At 58.8% G+C, this 24,404-nt stretch carries 21 protein-coding genes; 10 read left to right on the top strand and 11 right to left on the bottom strand.

The window, feature by feature from the left end:
• The gene (rbbA, locus tag KO492_RS11750; protein WP_216045129.1) at positions 1–2,718 is read right to left on the bottom strand and encodes a ribosome-associated ATPase/putative transporter RbbA; all 2,718 of its coding nucleotides are present in this window, start codon (positions 2,716–2,718) and stop codon (positions 1–3) included.
• 6 nt (positions 2,719–2,724) lie between these two features.
• Positions 2,725–3,759: an HlyD family secretion protein gene (locus KO492_RS11745; protein WP_252735503.1), complete on the bottom strand. Its 1,035-nt coding sequence runs from the start codon at positions 3,757–3,759 to the stop codon at positions 2,725–2,727.
• Between the two features lie 328 nt (positions 3,760–4,087).
• Here KO492_RS11745 and KO492_RS11740 point away from each other — a divergent pair, with 328 nt between their 5' ends.
• From KO492_RS11740 to KO492_RS11725, 4 genes are read left to right on the top strand one after another with little or no spacing between them, the layout of a single operon-like run.
• Entirely contained in the window at positions 4,088–4,921 is an 834-nt protein-coding gene (locus KO492_RS11740) for a class I mannose-6-phosphate isomerase (RefSeq protein ID WP_216045128.1), read from the top strand.
• Positions 4,918–7,197, top strand: coding sequence for a glycosyltransferase family 4 protein (locus KO492_RS11735; RefSeq protein WP_216045127.1), 2,280 nt, complete (start codon positions 4,918–4,920; stop codon positions 7,195–7,197). The genes KO492_RS11740 and KO492_RS11735 overlap by 4 nt, the downstream gene beginning before the upstream one ends.
• A gap of 1 nt (position 7,198) precedes the next feature.
• Positions 7,199–8,473, top strand: coding sequence for a glycoside hydrolase family 130 protein (locus KO492_RS11730; protein ID WP_216045126.1), 1,275 nt, complete (start codon positions 7,199–7,201; stop codon positions 8,471–8,473).
• Between the two features lie 47 nt (positions 8,474–8,520).
• The gene (locus tag KO492_RS11725) at positions 8,521–9,537 is read left to right on the top strand and encodes a glycosyltransferase family 4 protein (RefSeq protein WP_216045125.1); all 1,017 of its coding nucleotides are present in this window, start codon (positions 8,521–8,523) and stop codon (positions 9,535–9,537) included.
• An 8-nt stretch (positions 9,538–9,545) separates the two neighbouring features.
• Here KO492_RS11725 and KO492_RS11720 read toward each other — a convergent pair whose 3' ends face one another.
• The 5 genes from KO492_RS11720 to KO492_RS11700 form a co-directional block, all read right to left on the bottom strand.
• Complete coding sequence (locus KO492_RS11720) at positions 9,546–10,538, bottom strand: ABC transporter ATP-binding protein (protein WP_216045124.1); 993 nt, start codon at positions 10,536–10,538, stop codon at positions 9,546–9,548.
• A complete protein-coding gene (locus KO492_RS11715) occupies positions 10,535–11,506 on the bottom strand; it encodes an oligopeptide/dipeptide ABC transporter ATP-binding protein (RefSeq protein WP_216045123.1) in 972 nt (323 codons plus the stop codon). The genes KO492_RS11720 and KO492_RS11715 overlap by 4 nt, the downstream gene beginning before the upstream one ends.
• 2 nt (positions 11,507–11,508) lie before the next feature.
• Positions 11,509–12,414: an ABC transporter permease gene (locus tag KO492_RS11710; protein WP_252735510.1), complete on the bottom strand. Its 906-nt coding sequence runs from the start codon at positions 12,412–12,414 to the stop codon at positions 11,509–11,511.
• Between the two features lie 24 nt (positions 12,415–12,438).
• Positions 12,439–13,362 carry an oligopeptide ABC transporter permease OppB gene (gene oppB / locus KO492_RS11705; RefSeq protein ID WP_216045121.1) on the bottom strand — a complete coding sequence of 308 codons (924 nt, stop codon included), beginning with the start codon at positions 13,360–13,362 and terminating at the stop codon, positions 12,439–12,441.
• A 65-nt stretch (positions 13,363–13,427) separates the two neighbouring features.
• A complete protein-coding gene (locus KO492_RS11700; protein WP_216045120.1) occupies positions 13,428–15,038 on the bottom strand; it encodes a peptide ABC transporter substrate-binding protein in 1,611 nt (536 codons plus the stop codon).
• 126 nt (positions 15,039–15,164) lie between these two features.
• Here KO492_RS11700 and KO492_RS11695 point away from each other — a divergent pair, with 126 nt between their 5' ends.
• The 4 genes from KO492_RS11695 to KO492_RS11680 all read left to right on the top strand — a co-directional run bounded on the left by KO492_RS11695 (position 15,165) and on the right by KO492_RS11680 (position 18,333).
• Positions 15,165–15,332 (top strand): hypothetical protein, encoded by a 168-nt coding sequence (locus tag KO492_RS11695; RefSeq protein ID WP_216045119.1) that lies wholly within the window; start codon positions 15,165–15,167, stop codon positions 15,330–15,332.
• Positions 15,333–15,404: 72 nt separating this feature from the next.
• Positions 15,405–16,379: a Bug family tripartite tricarboxylate transporter substrate binding protein gene (locus KO492_RS11690; protein WP_216045118.1), complete on the top strand. Its 975-nt coding sequence runs from the start codon at positions 15,405–15,407 to the stop codon at positions 16,377–16,379.
• A gap of 21 nt (positions 16,380–16,400) precedes the next feature.
• Positions 16,401–16,847 (top strand): tripartite tricarboxylate transporter TctB family protein, encoded by a 447-nt coding sequence (locus KO492_RS11685; protein ID WP_216045117.1) that lies wholly within the window; start codon positions 16,401–16,403, stop codon positions 16,845–16,847.
• A 1-nt stretch (position 16,848) separates the two neighbouring features.
• Positions 16,849–18,333: a tripartite tricarboxylate transporter permease gene (locus tag KO492_RS11680; RefSeq protein ID WP_216045116.1), complete on the top strand. Its 1,485-nt coding sequence runs from the start codon at positions 16,849–16,851 to the stop codon at positions 18,331–18,333.
• A gap of 103 nt (positions 18,334–18,436) precedes the next feature.
• On the opposite strand, the gene KO492_RS11675 is transcribed toward KO492_RS11680, so the two are convergent.
• The 4 genes from KO492_RS11675 to KO492_RS11660 form a co-directional block, all read right to left on the bottom strand.
• Entirely contained in the window at positions 18,437–18,601 is a 165-nt protein-coding gene (locus tag KO492_RS11675; protein ID WP_216045115.1) for a hypothetical protein, read from the bottom strand.
• Positions 18,598–19,737 (bottom strand): YeeE/YedE family protein, encoded by a 1,140-nt coding sequence (locus tag KO492_RS11670; protein WP_216045114.1) that lies wholly within the window; start codon positions 19,735–19,737, stop codon positions 18,598–18,600. Before KO492_RS11670 ends, KO492_RS11675 begins: the two co-directional genes overlap by 4 nt.
• Entirely contained in the window at positions 19,737–20,678 is a 942-nt protein-coding gene (locus KO492_RS11665; RefSeq protein ID WP_216045113.1) for a sulfurtransferase, read from the bottom strand. The genes KO492_RS11670 and KO492_RS11665 overlap by 1 nt, the downstream gene beginning before the upstream one ends.
• Before the next feature lie 230 nt (positions 20,679–20,908).
• Positions 20,909–21,589: a TetR/AcrR family transcriptional regulator gene (locus tag KO492_RS11660; RefSeq protein WP_216045112.1), complete on the bottom strand. Its 681-nt coding sequence runs from the start codon at positions 21,587–21,589 to the stop codon at positions 20,909–20,911.
• A gap of 136 nt (positions 21,590–21,725) precedes the next feature.
• Between KO492_RS11660 and KO492_RS11655 the strand changes: the two genes are divergently transcribed.
• Both KO492_RS11655 and KO492_RS11650 read left to right on the top strand, forming a co-directional pair.
• Positions 21,726–22,835, top strand: coding sequence for an HlyD family secretion protein (locus KO492_RS11655; RefSeq protein WP_216045111.1), 1,110 nt, complete (start codon positions 21,726–21,728; stop codon positions 22,833–22,835).
• Positions 22,832–24,391: a DHA2 family efflux MFS transporter permease subunit gene (locus KO492_RS11650; protein ID WP_216045110.1), complete on the top strand. Its 1,560-nt coding sequence runs from the start codon at positions 22,832–22,834 to the stop codon at positions 24,389–24,391. The genes KO492_RS11655 and KO492_RS11650 overlap by 4 nt, the downstream gene beginning before the upstream one ends.
• Positions 24,392–24,404 lie beyond the last annotated feature (13 nt).

Below are 24,404 nucleotides of genomic sequence, written 5' to 3'. Positions count from 1 at the left end.
TCAGGCCTCCTGCTTGCGCAGGGCAAGCACCGAGAGAACAAGGTAGATCAGGCTGAATACCGCGAGCATCAAGATGTTCAGTGCAACATCGCTCAACCCGAAGCCTTTGAGGAAAATGCCAACCGAGACCGGCTGGAACCAAGCCCCCGGAAAGCTCAGACCGATAAGACGCCCTATGGGTGCGAGCGTCGAGACAGGGGTGATCAGACCGGCGAAATTGACCGTGGGAATGATCGCGATCACCGCCGTTGCAAAAACTGCCGAAACTTGCGTGCGAGTAAAGGCCGAGACCAACTGGCCAAAACCTGTGGTCGCAATGACAAAGAATAGCGCAGCCAATCCCAGCACCGGAAGGCTGCCATACCAAGGGACTTCAAAGACCCAGAGCCCCAGCCCCACGAGCACCCAGAAATTGAACCATGCAATGACAATATAGGGCAGTTGCTTGCCCACAAGGAATTCCACCTTGCGCACGGGTGTGGCGCGGAAGTTGGCGATCGTGCCGGTCTCCTTTTCGCGCACCACGGCGATGGTGGACATGATCGCGGGGATCAGCATCAGGATCAGCATGATCATCGAGGGCACCATCGCATGCGCGCTTTTGAACGCCTGATTGAATAGATAGCGGGTCGAGATCGACAGGCTGGCGGAACTCTCTGTGCCGGTTTCGGCTTCAAGATCTTCAGCAAACTGGGTCAGCAAACCGAGCGTGTAGCCCTCGGTTGTCTCACCGCGAAACGGCATGGAGCCGTCGATCCAAATCGAAATTTCCGGCGCTGTCAAACCTTGGTGCAGGGCCTTGCCGAATCCGTCGGGGATTTCCATGGCCAAGGTCACGTCCCCGCGTTCCATCAGCCGGTCCAATTCGTCGAGAGAGGAAAAATCCTCCTGCTGTTCGAATTGCGGGATGGAGGAGAAAGCCTCGACCAAACGGCGGCTTTCCGGTGTCCGATCCATATCGTTGACCGCAAAACTCAGCTTGTCCACGTCAAAGGAAATCCCGAACCCCATTGTGAGCATCAAAATGATCGGTCCGGCCAGCGCAAAGAACATGCGGATCGGGTCGCGGACCAGTTCCAGCGTCTCGCGTGTAGTATAGGCCCAAAGCCGGCCCATCGCGCGATGTGCGGCACTGGCCGTTTTGGTGGCCACATCGGCGGTCAGACCGGCGGTGTCGGACGGAGCGTCTTCGTCTTGGGTCTCCCCTTCCAGCGCGGCGATAAACGCCTCTTCCAATGTCTGCGCACCACGGCGCTCGGTCAGTTCCTGCGGGGTGCCGACATCCAGCACACGCCCCGCATGCATGAGAGAAATCCGGTCACAGCGCTCCGCCTCGTTCATGAAATGGGTGGAGATGAAGATCGTCACGCCTTTGTCACGAGACAGCGAAATCAGCTTGCGCCAAAAGGCATCCCGCGCCAGCGGGTCCACACCGGAGGTCGGCTCGTCAAGAATAAGAATACGCGGCTCGTGGATCGTCGCCACGGCAAGCTGCAACCTTTGCCGGATACCCAGAGGCAGGCCATCGGGCAGCGCCTCGGCAATTTCGGTCAGTTCGAATTCGTCCAGCACCTCGCGCACTCGCACGGCACGACGTTGTGCCGGAATGTGATATAGCTTGGCGTGTAGCTCAAGGTTCTGGCGCACGGTCAATTCGGCATAGAGCGAAAAGGCCTGTGACATGTAGCCGATGTTCTGCCGTGCGGCCATGTCACCGTTTTCAAGCTCTTCACCAAAGAGTTTCGAATGCCCCTCGGTCGGCTGCAACAGGCCGGTAAGCATCTTCATCGTTGTCGACTTGCCGCAACCGTTGGAGCCGAGAAACCCGAAAATCTCGCCTTCAGGGATCGTGAAGCTGACGTGATCCACAGCGGTGAAATTATTGAAGCGTTTGACCAGATCGAAAGCTTCGATTGCAGGCACGGCACCATCCTGTTCGACGCGCGGGCGCAGGGTCACGCCGACCTCCTCACCCTCCTCTTTGGGCAGCAACTCGACAAAGGCATCTTCCAGCGTCGCCTTGCCCGCTTTCGTGCGGATGTCTTCGGGACTGCCGGTGGCAATCACCTGCCCATCATTCATCGCGGCAAGCCAGTCGAACCGTTCGGCCTCTTCCATATAGGCGGTGGCCACCACCACGCTCATGCCCGTCAGTTTGGCACGAATGCGGTCGATCAATTCCCAGAACTGCCGCCGCGACAGTGGGTCCACGCCGGTTGTCGGCTCGTCGAGGATCAAAAGGTCGGGGTCATGGATCAGCGCCGCGCAAAGCCCGAGCTTCTGCTTCATCCCGCCCGAGAGTTTCCCCGCAGGCCGGTCAAGAAAAGGCGCAAGCCCCGTGGCTTCGGTCAGCATGTCTATGCGGGCGTGGCGTTCCTCGCGTTTCTGACCGAACAGACGTCCGAAGAAATCGAGGTTTTCGCGCACGCTCAAAGACGGGTAAAGATTGCGGCCAAGCCCCTGCGGCATGTAGGCGATCTTTGCCCCCAAAGCGGTGCGGGCGCGGGCGTCGCGCATGTCCTGTCCGAGAACCGTGACTTCCCCTTGCTGCGCACGGCGCACACCAGCGATCAGCCCCAGAAGCGTGGATTTGCCCACCCCGTCCGGCCCGATCAAACCGACCACCTGTCCGGCAGGAATGTCGAGCGTCACATCGTTCAGAGCGAAGACCGCTTTGTAACGGTGCGACACAGCATTCAGGCGTGCCACATGCTCCATTGCGGCTTACTCCGGCACATTGACTGCGAGATGGTCCGGCCAGTCCATATCCGGCTGGCTCCGCACGAAACCGATGCCGCGCACCCCGCTTTTGATCAGTTCCTCGTATTTTATCAAAAGCGCGCGCGGCACGGTGAGTTTGACACGAAACACAAGATCTTCGCGTTGCTCCTGTGTCTCGACATTTTTCGGGGTGAATTGCGACTGCGGCGAGATGAAAGTGATCGTGGCAGGCACAACGATATCCGGAATCGGATCAAGGATCAGCCGCGCCTCATCGCCTACGGAGAGCGTTCCGATCACTGCCGCGGGCAGGTAGATGTTCATATAGACATTGCTCAGGTCCAGCATGGTGACGACAGGATAACCCGAGTCAATCACCTCTCCCGGTTCGTGCAGACGATAGAGCACCCGCCCACGGATCGGCGCTTTGATGGTCAGATCATTGAGGGCGAGCTGCACTTGTTCCTGATCGGCCTCGGCTGCGGCGATGGAGGCCTTGGCATCCTCGATCTGCGCCTTGGCCATTTCGACGGAGGCTTTGGCACTGTTGAGCGTATTGGTCGCGTCATCCAGTGTGCTTTGCGATGCGGTGCCGGTTTCATGCAGTTTGACCACGCGGTCATAGGTGGTCTGGGCCATCGACAAGGCACTTTGTGCCTGCATCAGCGTCGCCTGCGCCACGGTCAGACCTGCATTGGCGCGCAGCACGGCTGCTTTGGCGGCATTGAGCTTGGCCATCGCATCGGCCGTGTCCATCTGTGCGATCTCGTCCCCTGCGGCCAGAATATCCCCTTCTTGGGCGGTGACACTTTCGATCCGTCCGGCGTATTTCGTCGCAACATCCACGGTCTGCGCCTCGATCCGGCCATTGGAGCTATAAATGCCCTCCTCCCCGTTCGACTTCCCGAATTTTTCGAGCAAAGCGTCAAAGCCGTTTTCGGCCTGCGCGGGGGTGGCCAATGAGGAGAAGGCCGACAGGAGGCACATCGCTATGACCGGAGGAACAGAGGCCAGACGGTGAAAGAGCTTTGCGGACATGGGGGATATTTCCTCGTTCTATGGACGTGGACAATGTTGAGACAAGGAGTCGTTTGCGCGAACTGTGCGCCTCTTCTGGTTGAATCGCAATGTGACATTGTTGTCAATTTTACGCGCACCTTCAGAAATGACAAATCAAACGGGTTTCAAAGACACCCCCGTTCCGGCTCGCGGTCAGCGTGCTCGAAAACATCTCCAGAAATGCGCCCTTAACACATCTTGAAATCCGATTTCGAGCTTACTTTATTTAGAAGGTCCATCGCCGAATTCCGGCGACGTCAGACTTTCACCACTCACATCATCGTCATCTGTTAGGGACACTGAGTCGATGTTGATAGATACGCAACACACAAGTACAGGTCAGAACTCACAACCAGCTCCAACCAACGTCAAACTGACGCCAGAGTATAGAGCCAAACCTTGGGGCCGTCGTGACGGCCTTTGGGCACCGGACAGCGCCCAGCCCTTGGGCGAAGTCATTTTCAAATCGGACACCAGCGGTCTTGTCCTCAAATGGCTCCAGACCAGCGAACCTCTGTCCGTGCAAATCCACCCGCAGCGCGGCCCCGGTCGCAAACATGAATGGTGGTATATTGCCGATGCCAAACCCGGCGCATATCTCCAGCTCGGGTTGAAGGAGTCAGCCACTCCCGAAGACATCCGACGCGCCGCGCAAGACGGCAGCCTCCCTGACATGCTGCGCCGGATCGAACCGGCTGTCGGAGATACCTTCTTTGTCGAGGCGGGGACCATCCATGCACTCGGACCGGGATTGACCGTGGTCGAAGTGCAGGAACCCAGCGATGTCACATGGCGCCTTTTCGACTATGGCCGTCCGCGGGAATTGCATCTCGATCAGGCGCTCCAGGAGGCCATCCTCGATCCGCAGCCTCTGACTCCGATGCCGAATGGCACAGCTCCTTTCCAGATCACCCATGAGATGCTCGCCCCCGATCAGCGCAGCATGTTGGTCGCTCCGCGCGCGAGCGTCATGGTGGCCGAGGGCCGCGGCAGTTTCGGAACCGAGCCCTATGCCCCGCACCAATGCTGGGACTTCACCGATGCGATGCCTGTGCACACGACGGAACCGACAGTGCTGATCCTCGCGGAACCGGTGGCGTGCACCACGGATGACGAAACACTATGGAGGGCCCGAAAATGACAGATACACCATCACCAGTGCGCCACATCGCCTTGATCGGGAATTACCCGCCGCGCCAATGTGGCATTGCAACCTTTACGGCCGATCTCCGGTCCGCCCTGATTGCGGCGGACCCCACGCTGAGGATCACCACAGTTGCGATGACGGATCCGGGGCAGACATATGCCTATCCGCCGGACGTGGACTACGAGATTGCACAGGATCACCGTGACGCCTATCGCGCCGCTGCCGACCATCTCAACGCGCTGAATCCGGACGTGGTCCTGCTACAACACGAGTTCGGCATTTTTGGCGGGGCCTCCGGCGACTATCTGCTAGAACTGACCGAAAGACTCCGCGCGCCGCTTGTCACGACGCTGCACACCGTTTTGACGGATCCCAATCCCGACGAGCGTCGTGTCATGGACGCGCTGGCATCGCATTCCGCCCGACTGGTGGTCATGGCCGAAAAGGGCCGCGCATTGTTGACGGAGCACTGGAATATTCCCGATACGCGGATCGCTGTGATCCCCCACGGCATCCCCGACCTGCCCTTCCTTGATCCCGCATTCCAGAAGCACCGTTTCGGTTTGGACGGGCGGCAGGTCATTCTCACCTTCGGACTTTTGTCCCCCAACAAAGGGCTGGAACATATGATCGCGGCCCTGCCCGATCTGGTGCGCGACCATCCGGACCTGACCTATGTCATTCTCGGCGCCACCCATCCGCATCTTCTGGCGGCTGAGGGCGAAGCCTACCGCGACCGGCTCACGGCACAGGCGAAAGCGGCGGGGGTCTGGGAACACTTGCGGTTCGTCAATCAATATGTGGACACCCCGACGTTACAGGCATGGCTGTCTGCGGCCGACATCTATGTCACGCCCTATTTGCACGAAGCGCAGATCACCTCCGGCACACTGGCCTATGCGGTCGGGCGCGGCAAGGCGGTGGTATCGACACCCTATTGGCACGCGACGGAATTGCTGGCGCAGGACACTGGCGTGCTTGTGCCCTTTGCAGATTCCAGAGCACTGGCCGAAAGCATCGGCGCTTTGCTGGACGATCCCGCCCGCCGCGACCAGATGCGCGCCCGCGCCTACGAGGCCGGACGGCATATGATCTGGCCCGAAGTGGCACGCGGCTACCTCGGTCTCTTGGGAGAGGCCCGTGGCGTACGCCGCCCCACAACAGCGGTCCATAGCCTGCGTTCCGGCATGAATATCCCGAATGTCTCGACGCTTCGGGCGGTGGACCGGATGGTGGATGGCTGCGGCATGTTGCAACACAGCAGGGCCTCGGTCCCCCACCGTCAGCACGGATATTGTCTGGACGACAACGCCCGCGCCTTGATGCTCGCCGTCGATATGAAAGCCGAAGGGATCGAGACCGACCGCGCGAACCGCATCATCGACACCTGCGCCGCGTTTGTGGAGGACGCGTGGAACGAAGAGACCTCCGTATTCCGCAATTTCATGGATTACCGGCGCAACTGGCTTGAGACACAAGGTTCCGAAGACAGCCACGGTCGCGCACTCTGGGCGCTTGGCCGCGTGGTGGCCGACAGTGACGACCAAGGCGTGAAACTCTGGGCGACGGGGTTGACCGAAAAAGTGATCCCTGCCAGCCAATCCCTGTCGGCACTACGCGCGCGGGCCTTTGCTCTTCTGGGGCTGATCAGTTGGCTTTCGGTCTATCCGGGGCACCGTGTCGCACAGACCATGGTGAACCGGTTTGCCACAGAGCTTCACACGCGGCTGAAAGCAGAACGGCACACGGACTGGAACTGGTTCGAGCCGAGCCTCTCCTATGACAATGCACGCCTGCCCGAAGCCCTGATCTCTACGGGGCGGTTGCTTGAGCGGGAGGATATGATTCAGGACGGGGTAGATGCCCTTAACTGGTTGGCGGAGGTGCAGACCGGCGTGAATGGGGTGTTCCGCCCTGTCGGCACGGAGAGTTTCGGTCGCCCACATGAGCGGCCCCGCCCCTTTGACCAGCAACCGCTGGAAGCCTGGGCCATGATTGGTGCCTGCGCCACAGCGCATGAGGTGACCGGCCACCCCGTCTGGCTGACGCGGGCCAAGGCGGCCTTTGACTGGTATCTCGGCCTCAATGATCTGGGGCTGCGCATGGCCACGTCCAATGGCGGCTGTTTCGACGGGCTGGAAGTGGATCGGGTCAACCTCAATCAGGGTGCCGAGTCGATCCTCGCCTTCCAGTTCGCGGCCTTGGAAATCCAGCGGTTGAAACGTCTTCCGAAAATCCAGCCTGTCAAACCGACTGTCGTGCGAGGATGATATGGTTTGCGTCAATCTTCTTCCCCAACGTCTCCATCCCAATGCCGAACGTGTCGTCGTGCGCGCCTATCCGCTCCCGCCGAAAGGGCGCGCCATTGATCCCTCGGTGGATGCCCGCGCCAGACGGATCGTCGAGACCGTGCGGAACATGGACAACCGCACCATTCAGGCGGAACTGTCCTTTGTGCTCTCGGATTTCGAGACCCGTCACCGCAAGGTTCGCGAGTATTTCGAGGCGCGATACGACTCCATCGCCCATGACCTCGGCCTCACCGCCGCAACCCGTGAGGCCGAACGCGCATTGATCGGGGCATATTTCTGTCACGAGTATTCCTATCAGGCCGCAGCACTGATGAACCCGAGCGTCGTGCCCCATCCCGACCAGACGGGGCTGAACCCCGGCGAATTGCGCTTTCTCATGTCACTGCGTGCGGTCGGAGAAGGGCATATCTCGTCGATCACCTTCCGCGAAGGGGTGCTGAGTGCGGATTGTGATATGCAGTTGGTCGAACCTTCCGAATTTGCGGTCGCGGCCCGTCCGCATGAGATCACCGAGGAGAGGATAAGCCTGATACGCGAAAGCGACGGGCCGATGAACGAAACCGTGCTCTTTCCGGTGACACAGGCCCAAAGGGGCGGGCTGGAAGACCTGCGTCTGGTGCAGTTCCACGATGGTGAAAACCAGTTCTATTGCGGCACCTATACCGCATGGAGCGGGCACGACATTGCCTCCGAACTGATGGTCACGCACGACTTCCATCAATTCGAACTCCGCCGCATGAGCGGTCCGGCCTCAAGGGACAAGGGCATGGCATTGTTCCCGCGCAGGATTGGCGGGCAATATGTCATGATCGGGCGGCAGGATCGGGAAAATATTTTCCTTATCCGCTCGGACGATCTTACCCATTGGGGCGAAGGCGAGAAACTCGCTGGACCACGTTTCCCGTGGGAACTGATCCAGATCGGAAACTGTGGTGCGCCGATTGAGCTGGAGCAAGGCTGGCTGTTGCTCACGCATGGGGTGGGCGCTATGCGCAAATACTGCATCGGCGCCATGCTGTTGGACAGGCAGGACCCCTCCCGCGTTCTGGGACGCTCACAAGTGCCGCTACTCTCTCCTTCGGATGCGGGGCGCGAAGGCTATGTGCCGAATGTGGTCTACACCTGCGGCGCTCTGGTGCATGGCGAACATCTCTTTGTGCCCTTCGGCATCGCGGACAGTTCCATCGGCTTTGCCACGATCCGCGTCGATGACCTTTTGGCCTCTCTGGTCTGAACCATGCCGCAGAAAGATGTCCACATAACACAGCAAGGGGCAGGCCGATGCGTATAGCCATGCTTGCCCCGATCGCGTGGCGCACCCCGCCAAGGCACTACGGCCCTTGGGAGCTTCTGACGCATTTGCTGACGGAGGAACTGGTGGCATTGGGCGTTGATGTGACTCTGTTCGCCACCAAGGACAGCCAGACCTCCGCCCGTCTCGATGCGGTTGTCCCCGCCCCCTATAGCGAAGATCCGTCAATTGATCCGAAGGTCTGGGAATACCGGCATCTGTCGCATGTGTTCTCCAAAGCCGGTGATTTCGACATCATCCACAATCAGGCCGATTTCCCCGCCCATGCCTTTGCCCCTCTGGTCGAAACGCCGGTCGTGACAACCATTCACGGCTTTTCCTCCGAGCGCATCCTGCCGATGTATAAACCCTTCGAGGACCAAGTGCATTTCGTCGCCATCAGCGAAGCAGACCGGCATCCGGACCTGCGCTATGCTGCCACGATCCACCACGGCATCAAGATGGAGGATTTCCCCTTTGATCCCGTCGGCAGCGAGGACCTGCTGTTTTTCGGGCGTATCCATCCCGACAAGGGAACCAAAGACGCCATCGAGGTGGCCCGTGCGACAGGGCACCGGCTCCACATCTACGGCATCATTCAGGATCAGGACTATTTCGACGCCCATGTGCGACCTCACCTCAATGACGGGCAAATTCTCTGGCATGGTCCGGTCGGTGGCACCGAACGCGCCAAGGCGCTCGGAGCGGCTAAGGCGTTGCTGCATCTCATCGGCTTTGACGAACCCTTCGGCCTGTCGGTTGTGGAGGCGATGGCTTGTGGCACGCCTGTGATCGCCTACCCGCGCGGCTCCATGCCTGAACTGATCCGTGACGGTCAAACAGGCTTTCTTGTCGACACGCCCACAGAAGCCATCCGCGCGGTGGAGCAGGTCAGCACACTCGACCGCGCCACCGCCCGCGCCCATGTGGCCGCGCATTTCACCACACGACGCATGGCCCACGACTATCTCGCGCTCTATCAATCCGTGCTGGCGGCACGCTCATGATCCGTCAGTTATGCCTCAACCGGCGCAGCCGCAAAATGACAGGCCGTGGCGTGAGTGCCCAGCATTTGCGTCTCTGGCACAGTCTCGCAGATTGCTTGCGCCTTAGGACAACGGGTGCGGAAAACACAGCCTTTGGGCGGTGCCATAGGAGAAGGCAGATCACCTTCGAGGGGGATCACCGTCTTGTTCCTCTCGATTTTCGGATCGGGGATCGGCACGGCAGACAAGAGTGCTTGCGTATAGGGATGTCGCGGATCGGCAAACAAGTCGTCAGAACTGGCCTTTTCCATCATGCGTCCGAGATAAAGCACCATCACCTCATCAGAGAGATGCTTCACCACGGAAAGATCGTGGGCGATGAAAATAATCGTCAGCCCCAATTCACGGCGCAATTCTTCAAGCAGACCCACGACTTGCGCCTGAATAGAGACGTCAAGCGCAGAAACCGGCTCGTCGCAGATCAACAGTTTCGGTTCGACCACCAGAGCCCGCGCGATGCCGATGCGTTGGCACTGTCCGCCGGAAAACTCGTGCGGGTAGCGGTTTACCTGATTGGGCAAAAGTCCCACACGCTCCATCACGGCACGCACTTTTTCATTGCGCTCTTTCGCACTCATGTCGGGGCGATGTGTCCGCAGCGGTTCGGCGATGATGTCACCCACAGTCATACGCGGATTGAGCGAAGCCAGCGGGTCCTGAAAGATCATCTGGATACGCGAACGATATTGCAACATCTGACGCGGGGACAATGTCAGAAGATCGGTGCCATCCTCCCAGATCACCTGACCGGTCGCAGGCAGCATACGAATGAGCGCACGCGCCAGCGTAGACTTGCCGCAACCGCTCTCCCCCACAATGCCAAGCGTCTGTCCGGCCTCTAGCGAAAAGCTCACGCCGTTTACGGCCTTGAGCAACGCCGGAGGGGTCCACGGCAGATCGGAGGGACGTCGGATTTCAAATGTCACCCGCAGATCACGGGCCTCGATTAACGGACGGCTCATGCGACGATCTCCTCGACAGGGCGAAAACAGGCGCGGGTCCGACCCGGCGCAAAGTTCACAAGCTCGGGTGCCCTGCTCCAGCACGCTTCCATGACGCTCTCGCAGCGCGGTGCGAAGGGACAGCCCCGCGGCATTCCCGTCATATTGGGCGGGTTTCCTGGGATCGCGCGCAGCGCGTCCTGATCCTCATCCACTCTCGGAATCGCGTCCAGAAGTCCCCGTGTATAGGGATGGCTCGGACTTTCAAAAAGTGGATCGACCGGTGCCTCTTCCATGATCCGGCCACCATACATCACGATAGCCCGCTCACAGAACCCTGCCACCACACCAAGGTCATGGGTAATCAGGATTGTCGCCATGCCGAACTCCCGTTGCAACTCGGCCAGAAGCTCCATGATTTGTGCCTGCACCGTCACATCAAGCGCGGTAGTTGGTTCGTCCGCAATGAGGATGTCTGGGCGACAGAGCAATGACATGGCGATCATCACCCGCTGACGCATCCCGCCTGAGAACTCGTGCGGGTAGAGCCGCACGCGGTTCTTTGCATCCGGAATTTTCACCGCATCGAGCATATCGACGCTTTCGGCAATCGCCGCGCGTTTGGACAGCCCTTTGTGCAGCATAAGCACCTCGGCCATTTGCTCGGATATGCGCATATAGGGATTGAGAGAGGTCATCGGGTCTTGGAAGACCATAGCGATACGATTGGCACGTATCCTGTTGAGGTCGCGTTCCGACATCGACAAGAGGTCTTGTCCCTCAAAGATCGCCTGCCCCGAGGTTCGGCCATTGCGGGCCAAAAGTCCCAGAAGCGCAAAGTTGAGCTGGCTCTTTCCCGAGCCGCTTTCCCCTACAATACCCAAGGTCTCGCCCTGTTCCAAAGCAAAGCTCACCCCGTTGACGGCGTGAATGTTTCCCTCAGGTGTATCAAATTGAACAGAGAGGTTTTTAACGTCCAGAAGCGCCATGTTTAACGATCCTTCGGGTCCAAAGCGTCCCGCAGCCCGTCACCGACAAAGAAAAAGCCGAACAGCGTGAGAACGAAGAAAAGAAGTGGGAAGGCCAGTTGCCAAAGCGTGCCGTAGGAAATTGTTCCGGATCCTTCAGAGATCAACGCACCGAGTGACGTCATCGGCTCCTGCACACCGAGACCAAGGAAAGAAATGAAACTTTCGGTCAGGATCATGTTGGGAACCAGAAGCGTGGCAAAGACTGTCACGACACCGATCAGGTTGGGCAGGATGTGGCGGCGGATAATCACCGGTGCAGGCACACCGATGGCGCGCGCAGCCTCGATATATTCGCGCCCTTTGAGGGTTAGGGTTTGCCCGCGCACAATTCGGCTCATTTCCAGCCAAGAAATAAGGCCCACTCCAACGAAAAGCATGGTGATGGATCGGCCATACATGACCAGAAGCAGGATCAGCACGAACATATAGGGGATCGCCAGAAGGATATCGACGGTCCGCATCATGATGTTGTCGATCCGTCCGCCAAAATAACCCGCGGTGGCACCATAGATCGTGCCGACCACCACTGCGATGGCAGAGCCGATGATCCCCACAGCCAGCGAAATTTGCGTTCCCTGCACCGTGCGGGCGAACAGATCGCGCCCCAGATCATCCGTGCCGAAATAGTGTCCGTTGGCCAGCGACGGCCCACCCTGTTCGGCCACCATCCCCATGACGGCGAAATCGATTTCCTCATTGGACCATTGCGCGACAAAATTGCCGAAAAGCGCAAAAAGGCTGACGAAAACCAACAGGATCAAACCGAATATCGCTGCCTTGTTGCGAAAGAACCTGCGCCGCGCATCGGCCCAGAGGGAACGGCCAACCACGTCCTCGCGGGAGGTGGCTTCGGCCAGAGACTTCATTTTCTCACTGTCGATGACCATGGCTTAATACCGGATTTTCGGGTCGATCCATCCGTAGATGATATCGACGAGGAGGTTGAAAAGAATGGTGAGTGCGCCGACGAGGATCGTCACCCCCATCATCACGGCGTAGTCACGGTTCAAAGCGCTATCGACAAAGGCTTTGCCGATGCCTCCGGTGGAAAAATAGATATCCACAATCACAGACCCTGTAATCATCGCCACAAAGGCCGGCCCGAGGTAGGAAATCACCGGCAAAAGCGCGGGCTTGAGTGCATGACGCCAGATCACGCGATGCCCCGGCAACCCTTTGGCGCGGGCAGTGCGGATGTGGTTGGAATTGAGCACCTCAAGCATGGAGGAGCGCATGATCCGCGCAATCGAGGCCATATAGGAGGTAGAAAGCGCGATTACCGGCATGATCCAGTAGGACGGATCGGAAAAGCGCCAGCCCCCACCGGGCAGCCAGCCCAGAAACAGTGTGAAGACAATCACAAGGATCGGGGCCATGACGAAATTCGGCAACACTTGCGCACCGATGGAAATGCCCACGGCGAAATAGTCGATAATGGTGTTGTGCTTGACCGCCGCGACTGCACCCAGCGTCACTCCGGCGAGCACCGCCACCACAAACGAAACCCCGCCATATGTCAGCGTCACCGGAAAGCCCTGCGCGATGATCTCGTTCACGGTGCGATCCTTATAGACAAAGGACGGCCCGAAATCGAAATGCGCGACAATGCCCCAGATGTAATTCCAGATCTGTTTCCACAGCGGCTGGTCGAGACCATATTTGGCGTTGAGATTGGCAAGCACCTGTGCAGGCAGTTCACGTTCCTGCGTGAAGGGCCCACCGGGGGCCGCATGCATCAGCAGGAAAGAAAACACAATCAGCAAGAGCAGCGTCGGAATGGCAATCGCCAGACGCTTGAGAATGTAGACGATCATACGGTTTTTCCTATGGGTGGACGCGGGAGATATCCCCGCGTCCTGCCTGATTTATACGATCCGGATCATTCCGCGACACGGTAGAGGTCTTTGCCGTACCATGTTTGCATCACGTTCTCCGTCGGCAGACCTTTGATATCCGAAGAGATCATATCCACTTTCGCATAGTGATAAATCGGAACCGCCGGCATTTCCTCGGCCAGAATTTGCTCCGCTTGCGTGTAGAGATGCTGCGGGTCCTCGGCTGTTTTCGACTCTTTCATCAGCGCATCATATTCTTCGTTATAGAACTTGCCGCTGTTGTGCCCCGAGTATGAGGTGAACAGGTCGAGGTAAGTCGACGCCTCGTTATAGTCGCCGCACCACGCATAGCGCGCCAGATCGAAATCCTGGCTCTGCATCTTGTCGGTATGCACCTTCCACTCCATGTTGTTGAGCGTCAGGTTGATGCCAAGCGGGCGATAGAATTGCTGCGCAGCGATGGCAATCTTCTTGTGGTCGTCAGAGGTATTGTAGTTCAACGTCAGATCAAGCGGGTTGTCAGGGCCATAACCTGCTTCGGCCAAAAGCTCTTTGGCTTTCTCGTTGCGCTCTTCCTGAGTCCAGCTCGCATAGTCGATCTCGGGCATTTCAAAGCCCGCTGTCGCCCAATGGGTCCAGCTATAGGCCGGATGCTGACCACCTTGCAGGATGTTGTTTACCACGACATCGCGGTTCATGGCATAGGACAACGCCTTGCGCACACGCACATCCTTGAGTGCTTCGGGTCCCTTGTCCGACAGGTTCATCATGTAAATGTAGGAACAGGAATACGGCAGCGAGGTTGCCTCGTCGGGATATTCCTTTTTCAGGCGCGGATACTGGCCTGCGGGAATGTTAACACGGTCCAGTTCACCGGCCAGATAGCGTGTCAAAGCCTGATTCAGGTCATTGACGGTCAGCCCGGTGAGATGGGTCATCACTGTTTTATCCGCATCCCAATAGGTATCGGATTTGTCCATCTCGACCCGCTCGCCAAGAATATGCTCGGTGAGAGTGTACGCCCCGTTAGTCACCATATTTTCCGGTTTCGTCCAGTCCGAGCCGAATTTTTCGATCACATCCTGACGCGCAGGGAAGGTAGAGGCATGCACCAGCATCTGCGGGAAATAGGGCAGCGGCGTCTCGATCGTCACTTCAAGCGTATGATCATCAATTGCTTTCACGCCAAGCTCTGACGGCGGCACTTCACCTGCCGTGACCTTGGCGGCGTTTTTCACCTGCATAAGCTCCATGTACCACGCATATTCCGATGCGGTTTCCGGATCGGCCAGACGACGCCACGCATACACGAAATCACCTGCGGTCACAGGCTTGCCATCCGACCAGACCGCCTCGGGGCGCAAGTGGAATGTGTAGGTCAGGCCATCTTCGGACAGGTCATGGTTCAACGCCACTGCCGGCACCAAAGCGCCTTTGGCATCTTCGTTATAGAGGCCTTCAAAAAGGTTACGCAGAACATCGGAGCCTTCAACATCGGTGTTGATTTGCGGGTCCATCGACTTGATCGCGTCCAGAAGCCAGAACGTATAGGTCTGGTTCTCGGAAAGCACCGTGCCTTCTGGCACATCGGCGGCGAATGCCGTCGGTGCAGCCACGAGCAGGGCCAGCGCAGACAAAGCAGTGGTAAGTTTCATAAAGACCTCCTGTGGGTAGGTTTTCCATCTTTGCCGGACGTTGGAGTGCGTAATGCGCAACGGTCGTAACGTGGGGCAACTCTGCGCAGAAGGAAAAGTATTCCGCGGCAGAAGACAAGACATCTCATGAAAAAAGTGATCGCAATCTCAACGGCCACCACCCCACGCCTCGGTCACGTGAGGCATGGCGCAGCGGAAAATTGGACCTGTTCAGCCTATGAAAAATTGCCGGTTTTGCACGAATTTCACTGGAAATCGCTGCAATACAACCGTGAACAAGGCCCTCGTGCATAAAAAACATGCACGGTTGATTGACACTTTGGCTGGAAAAAGAAAGAACCCCCTAAATTATTGGAGGAAGTTCTTATGTTTCATCACCGCAACTTGAGCTGTATCGCCCTTGCTGCCATCTGTGCCGCAGGACCGCTGGCCGCCGAAGACTGGCCGTCTGCTCCTCTGCATCTTTATGTAGGCTTTCCGGCCGGATCGTCGCCTGACACCATCGCCCGTCTCGTGGCCGAACCTTTGGCCGATGCGCTGGGGCAGCCTGTTGTGGTGGAAAACAAACCCGGTGCCGGTGGTGTCATCGGCGTGCAACAAATGCTCGCCGACAAAAACGACGGGTTGAGCTTTGCCGTGACGATCAACGGACCGCTGACCACTGCGCAGCGTCTTGTAGAAGATCTCAGTTATGATCCCGCCACGGACATCGCGCCTGTGGCCCTGATCGCCACAAGCCCGCTGGTTCTGGGCGTCACGAGCGATTTTCCGGCCGACACGGTCGCAGGATTCATCGAGCAAGCCACGGAAAACCCCAGTGATATTGCCTATGGCTCCGTGGGTCACGGTTCCGGTGCGCATCTGACCGCCGAGTTGTTTGCAAATGAAGCGGGTGTGGACCTCTATCACATCCCGTTCCAAAGCTACGCAGAGGTCACGACCTCCATCATCGGTCACGAAATCGACGGTGGCTTCATGGCACCTTCCGCAGCAATGCCCCATGTCGAAGCAGGCAAGATGAAAATTCTGGGCATCACCTCCAACGCCCCCTTCCCCAGCCTTCCCGACGTTCCCGTTATGGCCGGTCAGGCGAATTTGCCGGAAGATTTCCGCGCCGAGCTCTGGAACGGTTTCATCGCACCGAGCGGAACCGATCCCGAAATCATCGAGCGTCTGAACAGTGAAATCGTGGAAATCCTCGCGATGCCCGAAGTGGCCGACAAGCTTCTGGCTATGGGCTGGCAGGTCCAGCCGGGCAGCACCGAAGAATTTGCCACGCGCATTGCAGATGATACTGCCCTTTGGGGTGCTGTGATCGACGGGATCGAAGCGCGCCAGTAACGCCACGAAAGAGGGCCGCCGATGCGACGTGATATTGACGATGTGCTGTGGGGCGGGATTCTCGCCCTGCTCGGGCTTGGCGTCGCAGCCTATGCCTCTGTCCAGTATGACATGGGCGATCTGCGGCGCATGGGGCCGGGGTTCTTCCCGATCGTGCTTGGCGTGGTCCTCTTCGGTCTGGGGTTGATCATCGGCCTGCCCGCATGGTGGCGCAAGACCGAGGCAAAACCGCTCGCGTGGCGTGAAACACTTGCCGTTGCGGCCTCGCTTTTGTTCTTCGGCTTCGCGCTGGACCGTGTCGGGCTATTGCTGACAACAGCAATCACCGTCCTTCTGGCAAGCTCCGTTGCCCCACACAAAGGCATCCTGTGGCGTGTGGTTCTATCGGCGGTCATCACGCTTCTGGCCGCAGGTGTCTTTATTCTGGCGCTGCAAATGCCAATCCCCGTCTGGCCATGGAGCCGTTGATATGACCACGTTCGAAGGCCTGATGCACGGCTTGTCCGTTGCCCTGCATCCCTCTGTCCTCGTCTATAGCCTGTTCGGCGCGATCCTCGGCACATTCGTCGGCGTCCTGCCCGGCATCGGAGCGATGGCCGCAATCACGTTGCTATTGCCGATCACCTACTATGTATCTTCAGAAGCCGCGTTGGTCATGCTGGCGGGGGTCTATTACGGGGCGCAATATGGCGGGGCGGTGGCCTCCATCCTGCTGCGCCTTCCCGGAACGCCGCAATCGGCGGTAACCACGCTCGACGGCTACCCGATGGCACAGAACGGTCGGGCTGGGCTTGCGCTATTTACCTCCATGATCTCGTCATTCTCGGGCTCGATGCTCGGGATCATTGTGCTGATCTTTCTGGCCGAATGGCTGAGCGGCGTAGCGACAAAATTCGGTGCGGCGGATTATGCGGCGATGATGATTATGGGGCTGGTCGCGGCCTCCACGGTCGGCTCTGGTCGTCCAGCCAAGAACTTGGCGATGGTTGTCCTCGGCCTGATCATTGGCGTGATCGGGACGGATGTGAACTCCGGCCTTCAGCGGTTCACCTTCGGGCGCACGGAACTCATGGACGGGGTCAACCTTGTGGCGCTGGCTATGGGGCTTTTCGGTGCGGCGGAAGTGATTTCCAACATCCGCAACACAGAGCGCAGCACCCCCGTCGCCCGCATCCCCTTGCGGGAACTGCTCCCCTCTCGCGCGGAACTCAAACGCCTCCCTGCCCCGATCCTGCGCGGAAGCACCCTAGGCAGCTTTTTCGGTGCACTTCCGGGCACCGGTTCAACAATTTCCTCCTTTCTCAGCTACGCATTGGAACGTCGCGTCTCCCGCGAGCCGAAGAAATTCGGCACCGGCCAGATCGAAGGCATCTCCGGCCCTGAAGCAGCGAACAATTCCGCCTCAATCTCGGCCTTTGTGCCGACACTGACGCTGGGCATTCCGGGGGATCCGATCATGGCACTCATGCTCGGCGCTCTGGTAATCCACGGGGTGCAGCCCGGTCCGATGATGCTGGAGAACAGTCCCGACATGTTCTGGGGGCTGGTTGCCAGCTTTGCCATCGGCAATCTGTTTCTGCTTTTCATCAACCTGCCGCTGATCGGCATTTGGGTGAACATGCTGCGCATTCCGTTTCGCTGGCTCTATCCGGCCATCATCGTGTTCATTTCGATGGGGGTCTATTCGGTGCGCGGCTCCAGCTTCGACATTGCGATGGTCGCGGGCATTGGCATCATCGGTTATGCCCTGTCGCGGGCGAAATTCAGCCCTGCGCTCTTGCTGCTCGGCTTCGTGCTTGGGCCGTTGATCGAAACCAACCTGCGCCGCGCCATGCTCATTTCCCGTGGCGATCCGATGGTCTTTATCGAACGCCCCATCGCCTGTGTCTTTGTCGTGCTGACAGCGGTGCTGATCCTCTGGTCCCTGATCTCCGCGTTCCGTAAATTCCAATAGCGACGGGCCATATGTGGGCGCATAAGAAAAGCCCGCCCCGAGACAGCCAAAGGCGATCTCTTGGGGCGGGCCGATTTGCTCGGTGTTCGGTCGGACAGCGTGTTTAATCGGGCAGCGCGCCGCAGAACCCGCCCGAGGCGGCAATCCCCGAGCCAAGCGCCAAGGCGGGCGGAGCCTGATAGGGGTTGGGGGGGGCGCTCATCAGGTCAAACCCGACGAGAAGAAACAGGCCGACAATGGCAAGAGTTGCAGTAAAACGACGTGTCATGCGCGCGCCTCCAGTCCCAGAAGGGGCCGCAAGCGGATGCCGACGAATGCCCCTGCAAATGCAGCGATGAACCAGACCCAGCCGTGCAGGCTGCCTGTTGAAATCCCCGAAAAGAACGCCCCTACATTACAACCGAACGCAAGCCGTGACGAATAGCCGAGAAGGAAACCGACCACCATGGTCGCGATCCAGGCGCGGGCGGGATAGCTTGGCAATTTCGCGGTCAAACCGCCGCGCCGCCATGCGGCAACACCGAAGGCACCGGCGATCAGGCCGATGTCGGTCAAAGAGGTGTAGTCGGTCAGCAGGCTCGATTGCACCCGTTCAACGGAACCTGATGCCGCCCAAAAGGCCGAACCGGACAAGTCCGCACCCGCTACAGTGGCAACTTTCGCGGTCCAAAGGCCCAGACCATAGACGACGCCCCAAGGCTGCCCCGCAACCACGAGATTGCCAATCGCCAGAGCCGCAAGCACGATTGCTGCGATGCCGTGACGGCGGCTCAGACGCACGGTGCCGGGAGCCGCGCGCCAAAGCACGATGGCGGCGGAAATGGCCAGCAACACCAGAGTCAGGCCAAGCCCCGTCATGCCGCGGAATTGCAGGATCGGCAAGGCCCCGAGCGACGTCCACCAGACCAGACCATAAGCACCGAAAAAGCTACCGATGCAGAAAAACGGCAGGGCGAAAACCGCAATGGGATTGCCGCTGCCCGCATTCACCAAAGTGCCGGACCCACAGCCCAGCAAAATCTGCATACAGGCCCCGAAGACGAACGCGCCGCCGACCATCGCAAATCCGACAGCGGCCTGTGCGCCGACCAACTCACCGGGGTGTGCGGAGAGCAGCGGGATGGCCACCACAGAGACCAGAGCAATCGCCAGAAGCTGCGCCAGCATCCCCGAAGGTTCACGCCGCAGGATCATCGCACGCCACGGACCGGCAAAGCCGAAGCGCATTCCTTCCAGCACCACGCCGAACCCGAGCCCGACGGCCAGCAAAAGCCCGTAGCGCGCGCCGACAAACACCGCGACAAGCGCCACACTCACCAATGCGGCCACAACCAAAGCCGCACGGCGCGAGATCACGCCGCTGCCAGCTTCCAGCCGCAGATCAGGAGAAACAGCCTGAGTCATCAGTTGCCTCCGCGAAACTGGTTGAACAGGTTTTCGATGAGACCGGGAGCATTCGCCATCTCGCCACCCATGTTCGAATATTCGACCATAGAGCCGGGATAGAGCTTCACCTGATCCAGTTGCGCCAGCTCACTGAGAGCAAACCAGTTTGTCGCCGCCCAATGGCCTGTGTTGCAAAAGGAAATCACGTCTTGGCCGTCACTGAGACCCAAGGTCTCTTTCATCTCCGGCTTATAGGACACGGCCGAGATCGCGGAGGCATCAGGCCGGAAGAAATTGGTGTAGGGGTAGTCTTTCGCCCCCGGAAGTGTCCCCGGACGGGCGGCAGCAGCATGCGCCTGTTTGCCCTCGAAAAATGCCGCAGGGCGTGCATCAAGCAAGAGGGCATCCGTCGCACCGCTGACGACATTCTGCACATCATCGGTCTCTGCCGTCCAGCTATTGTCCCATGTGATGGAAAGTTCTGTCGGCACGGGCTCCACAGCATCTGTGGACACGGGAAGCCCCGCATTGACCCATGCCAGTTCCCCGCCGTTCAGAATCGACAGCTGTTCGAAACCGGAGCTTTTCAGGGTCCAATATACCCGTGCAGCCGCACCGAAATCGCTATCCGTCTTGCCATCGGTCACAATCACCACCGACTGATCCAGCGTCAGCCCGAGTTGTTCGTAAGTGTCCTCAAGCGTCTCGACGGGCACGATCTGGCCGGGGTTCTCTGCCGGTCCGCGAAACAGGCTGTATGGCGCAGACACGGCGCCTTCGATATGGCCTTTGCTATAGGCATCGCCCCGAATGTCGAGAAGGACAGGCGCGACCTTCGTGTCTTCGAGTGCCGTGTTCAATTCGATGGGGGTGACCAGCGGGCCAAGGTCTGCTGCCATAGCGACGCTGGCGGAGAGGGCAACCGAAGCCGCCGCGATAGAAATCATGTTCAAGGTCATGCGAAGCCTCTTCATCCAAACGGGTTTTCAAGGCATCTCGACCCGATCGCGTGAGAGGTCAAGGAAAGGCCCTTACTGCCAGACCCGTTGTGACCAGACAAAGTTCCGCATCTGTGCCGCTGTGCATGAGAGGGATTTGTGTCGCATCACTTTTCGGAAAAACTGTCTTGGCCGGAGCGCGAGAACCGGAAGGATATTCTTTTTCGCCTATTGCGCCCGTTCAAGGCAGATCACACGCCATAGGTCGCCATGAACATCCGCACGGCTTCTTTGGCGGTGCGGGTGATTTCTTCTGTCGAAGGCTCCGTGCGCCGACGCCCGAAAATGCGTGCGCGCCATGTTCCGGCGGTGGCGAGTTCGATAAACTGCGCGGCCGCAAACTCCGGATCAGGCACGGCGAGATGTCCCGCCTCGGTCTCCGTGCGCAAAAACTCGGCCAGATGGCCAGGGAAGTATCGCGCACCGGCATCATAGAACCGCGCACCGAGATCGGGCATCCGCTCCACCACACTGATGACAATGCGTTGCGCGCGGATGACATTTTCGGAATTGACCTGCATGGACAGGCCAGAGGCATAGGCCAGTAGGTGATCCTCTATCGTTCCCGCGTCTTCAAGTCGCTCGATAATGCCCGCGAAAAAAGCCTCCCGCCGGTCTTCGACCAGAGCGACAAAGAGGTCTTCCTTGTTCTTGAAATAGACATAGAGCGTCCCCTTGGACACGCCTGCCGCCTTGCAAATTCCGTTCATCGTGGCGGCGTCAAAGCCCTGATCGATAAAGACCTGCCACGCACCGCTCAGGATCTGGCGACGTTTTTCGGGATCTTTGCCCGCAGGATGCCGGCATTTCTTTGTGGTCGCTTCACCCTGTTGCGCAGGGCAAGCCGGAGACTCGGGACATTCATCACTCATGTTCTGAATATAGTCGAACCAATCGGTTCGATGAAGGCTTGATTTTGTTTTCCCTTCGCCCTAATTGCTGTCGAACCAACTGGTTCGATAACGAACAGCCCAACGCACTCATTCCTGAAACCGGAAGCCTTCACTCATGACACAAAACGCCTCCCCCTCCCCTATGGAGTCCGAAGCGCCGAAAAGCGGGCGCAAAAAAATCATTCTCGGGTCCATCGCCGTCGCAGCACTTCTGGCAGGTGGATATACGGGGATGAACTGGTGGACACATGGACGGTTCATGATCGAGACCGATGACGCCTATGTGCAGGCCGATGTGTCTCTGGTCTCGGCCAAGCTGCAAGGCTATGTGGCGGAGATTCCGGTCAAGGAAAACCAACACGTCTCCAAAGGCGATGTTCTGGTCCGCATCGACGACAGCGACTATAATATCGCCTGGGCTCAGGCACAGGCCAATCTCGACTCTCTGGATCAAACACTGGCGCGGATTGATGCGCAGATCATTGCGGCAGAAGCGACCGTCACACAGGTCGAAGCCGAACTGGCCGCCGCGGAAGCCGCCTATCAAACCGCCAAGACCGCACAGAAACGTGCGCAGGATTTGAACGAACGCAAGGTTAGCTCGCAAGCCAGCCTTGATGATGCCAACGAAGCCTTGGCCACAGCCCGCGCCAACCGCGCCGCCGCCCAAGCCGCCATCACAGGGGCAAAAGCGGAAATCGATGTGCTCAAGGCCCAGCGTGCGGAAACCGATTCCAACCGCCGCACCCTCGAACTCAACGTCGCCAAGGCACAGCGCGATCTCGACCATACGGTCTTGCGCGCACCTTTCGATGGCACCGTGGCCAATATTGCCATTGAGGCCGGTGAGCTTGTGAGCGTTGGCGCAAGCCTTGCCGCCGTTGTTCCCGATCACGGGCTCTATATCGAAGCCAATTTCAAGGAAACCCAGCTTGACGGCATCACCCCCGGCCAAACCGCCTTAGTGCGGGTGGATGCGATGGGGGGCGAGGAGATCGAAGGGCGTGTGGCCTCTGTTTCTCCGGCGACCGGCTCCATCTTTTCGCTCCTGCCTACGGACAATGCCACCGGCAACTTCACCAAGATTGTGCAACGTGTGCCCGTGCGCATCATGCTGCCCGATATGGTCGAGGGCCTGCGTGCCGGCCTGTCGGTTGTGGTCGAGGTGGACGAACGCACCACACCCGCTGATACAGGCACAAATCTGGCACAGGCAAGCAAATGACCGCCGCCGCAGAAGCCGTCGAACCAAAGGTCACCCCGCGTCGCGTGGCGGCCTTTCTGGTCATGGTCTTCGGCATGTTCATGGCCATTCTCGACATCCAGATCGTCTCCGCCTCCCTTCCGGAAATTCAGGCGGGGCTCGGTGCCTCTGCCGATGAAATCAGTTGGGTGCAGACCGCCTATCTGATTGCGGAGGTCATCATGATCCCCTTGTCGGGACTGCTTGGCCGGATGATGTCCACACGCTACCTCTTTGCCGCCTCGGCAGCGGGGTTTACCGTGGCCTCCTTTCTCTGCGCCACCTCAGGCAGTATCAATGAAATGATCCTCTGGCGCGCGGTTCAGGGCTTTCTCGGCGGCGGCATGATCCCTGCCGTCTTCGCCGCCGCCTTTACGATCTTTCCGGCCTCCAAGCGCAACGTGGTGTCCCCCATGATCGGCCTGATTGCCACGCTGGCCCCCACCGTGGGACCGACCGTGGGTGGCTATCTCAGCCATACGCTTAGCTGGCACTGGCTCTTTCTGGTCAATGTCCCTGCGGGCATTGCCGTCACCATCGGGGCCTTTGTCCTGATCGACTTTGACAAACCCAACTGGTCCCTGTTCGACAATTTCGACTGGATCGGTCTTGGGGCGCTGGCCTGTTTTCTGGGAGCTATGGAATATGTTCTGGAAGAGGGTCCGGGAAATGACTGGTTCGACGATGAACTTGTCGCGGGGCTGTTCGTCGTGATGATTGTCGGCGGGATTATAACCTTCTGGAGGGCGTTCACGCGCAAGAACCCTGTGGTGGATTTCTCCGCCTTTAGCAATGTGAACTTCGCCGTCGGCTCCGTGTTCAGCTTTGTGATGGGGATCGGCCTTTATGGCATGACCTATCTCTACCCGCTCTATCTCGCGCAAATCAGGGGCTATGACAGCCTGATGATCGGGGAGACGGTTTTCGTCTCCGGTCTGGCCATGTTCATGACCGCTCCGATTGCAGGGACACTGGCCTCGAAACTCGATCTGCGCGTGATGCTTCTGGCGGGGTTCATCGGCTTTGCGACCTCCTCATGGATGCTGACAGGCATGACTGCAGACTGGGATTTCAACGAATTGCTCGCTCCGCAAATCCTGCGTGGCATATCCTTGATGATCTGCATGGTGCCCATCAACAACCTCGCACTGGGCACGCTGCCGCCCGACAAGATGAAGAACGCATCCGGCCTCTACAACCTCATGCGCAATCTTGGCGGGGCTGTCGGGCTGGCTGTCATCAATACATTGCTCACCGACCGCAATGCGTTGCACAGCGCCCATCTGCGTGAGGCTTTAAACTGGTCCAATGCCGAGGCCCTCAGACAGCTTGATCTCATCTCTTCCCTGTTGAGCCTCAATGGCGTGGATGGAGAGACGGGCGCGCTCAAATACATGGCCGCCCGCATATCGCAGCAGGCCACGGTGATGTCCTTTATCGATGTCTTTACCCTGATCACCCTGTTGTTTGCAGGACTGGCAGTGCTGGCTCTGGCCATGCAACCGCCGCGCAAAGGCGCCAAGGCCGGAGGGCATTGATCCCCCGCGCCTT

Source organism: Celeribacter halophilus, assembly GCF_018860305.1.
In the GTDB taxonomy this organism is placed as follows: Bacteria; Pseudomonadota; Alphaproteobacteria; order Rhodobacterales; family Rhodobacteraceae; genus Celeribacter; species Celeribacter halophilus_A.
Note: the sequence above shows the minus strand (reverse complement) of the source record. Positions and strands in the feature narration are given on the sequence as shown.

What these genes read in the sequence shown, in the direction of transcription:
- rbbA (WP_216045129.1), bottom strand. Translation starts at nt 2,718, where the DNA reads ATGGAGCATGTGGCACGCCTGAATGCTGTGTCGCACCGTTACAAAGCG.
- KO492_RS11745 (WP_252735503.1), bottom strand. Translation starts at nt 3,759, where the DNA reads ATGTCCGCAAAGCTCTTTCACCGTCTGGCCTCTGTTCCTCCGGTCATA.
- KO492_RS11740 (WP_216045128.1), top strand. Translation starts at nt 4,088, where the DNA reads ATGTTGATAGATACGCAACACACAAGTACAGGTCAGAACTCACAACCA.
- KO492_RS11735 (WP_216045127.1), top strand. Translation starts at nt 4,918, where the DNA reads ATGACAGATACACCATCACCAGTGCGCCACATCGCCTTGATCGGGAAT.
- KO492_RS11730 (WP_216045126.1), top strand. Translation starts at nt 7,199, where the DNA reads ATGGTTTGCGTCAATCTTCTTCCCCAACGTCTCCATCCCAATGCCGAA.
- KO492_RS11725 (WP_216045125.1), top strand. Translation starts at nt 8,521, where the DNA reads ATGCGTATAGCCATGCTTGCCCCGATCGCGTGGCGCACCCCGCCAAGG.
- KO492_RS11720 (WP_216045124.1), bottom strand. Translation starts at nt 10,538, where the DNA reads ATGAGCCGTCCGTTAATCGAGGCCCGTGATCTGCGGGTGACATTTGAA.
- KO492_RS11715 (WP_216045123.1), bottom strand. Translation starts at nt 11,506, where the DNA reads ATGGCGCTTCTGGACGTTAAAAACCTCTCTGTTCAATTTGATACACCT.
- KO492_RS11710 (WP_252735510.1), bottom strand. Translation starts at nt 12,414, where the DNA reads ATGAAGTCTCTGGCCGAAGCCACCTCCCGCGAGGACGTGGTTGGCCGT.
- oppB (WP_216045121.1), bottom strand. Translation starts at nt 13,362, where the DNA reads ATGATCGTCTACATTCTCAAGCGTCTGGCGATTGCCATTCCGACGCTG.
- KO492_RS11700 (WP_216045120.1), bottom strand. Translation starts at nt 15,038, where the DNA reads ATGAAACTTACCACTGCTTTGTCTGCGCTGGCCCTGCTCGTGGCTGCA.
- KO492_RS11695 (WP_216045119.1), top strand. Translation starts at nt 15,165, where the DNA reads ATGAAAAAAGTGATCGCAATCTCAACGGCCACCACCCCACGCCTCGGT.
- KO492_RS11690 (WP_216045118.1), top strand. Translation starts at nt 15,405, where the DNA reads ATGTTTCATCACCGCAACTTGAGCTGTATCGCCCTTGCTGCCATCTGT.
- KO492_RS11685 (WP_216045117.1), top strand. Translation starts at nt 16,401, where the DNA reads ATGCGACGTGATATTGACGATGTGCTGTGGGGCGGGATTCTCGCCCTG.
- KO492_RS11680 (WP_216045116.1), top strand. Translation starts at nt 16,849, where the DNA reads ATGACCACGTTCGAAGGCCTGATGCACGGCTTGTCCGTTGCCCTGCAT.
- KO492_RS11675 (WP_216045115.1), bottom strand. Translation starts at nt 18,601, where the DNA reads ATGACACGTCGTTTTACTGCAACTCTTGCCATTGTCGGCCTGTTTCTT.
- KO492_RS11670 (WP_216045114.1), bottom strand. Translation starts at nt 19,737, where the DNA reads ATGACTCAGGCTGTTTCTCCTGATCTGCGGCTGGAAGCTGGCAGCGGC.
- KO492_RS11665 (WP_216045113.1), bottom strand. Translation starts at nt 20,678, where the DNA reads ATGACCTTGAACATGATTTCTATCGCGGCGGCTTCGGTTGCCCTCTCC.
- KO492_RS11660 (WP_216045112.1), bottom strand. Translation starts at nt 21,589, where the DNA reads ATGAGTGATGAATGTCCCGAGTCTCCGGCTTGCCCTGCGCAACAGGGT.
- KO492_RS11655 (WP_216045111.1), top strand. Translation starts at nt 21,726, where the DNA reads ATGACACAAAACGCCTCCCCCTCCCCTATGGAGTCCGAAGCGCCGAAA.
- KO492_RS11650 (WP_216045110.1), top strand. Translation starts at nt 22,832, where the DNA reads ATGACCGCCGCCGCAGAAGCCGTCGAACCAAAGGTCACCCCGCGTCGC.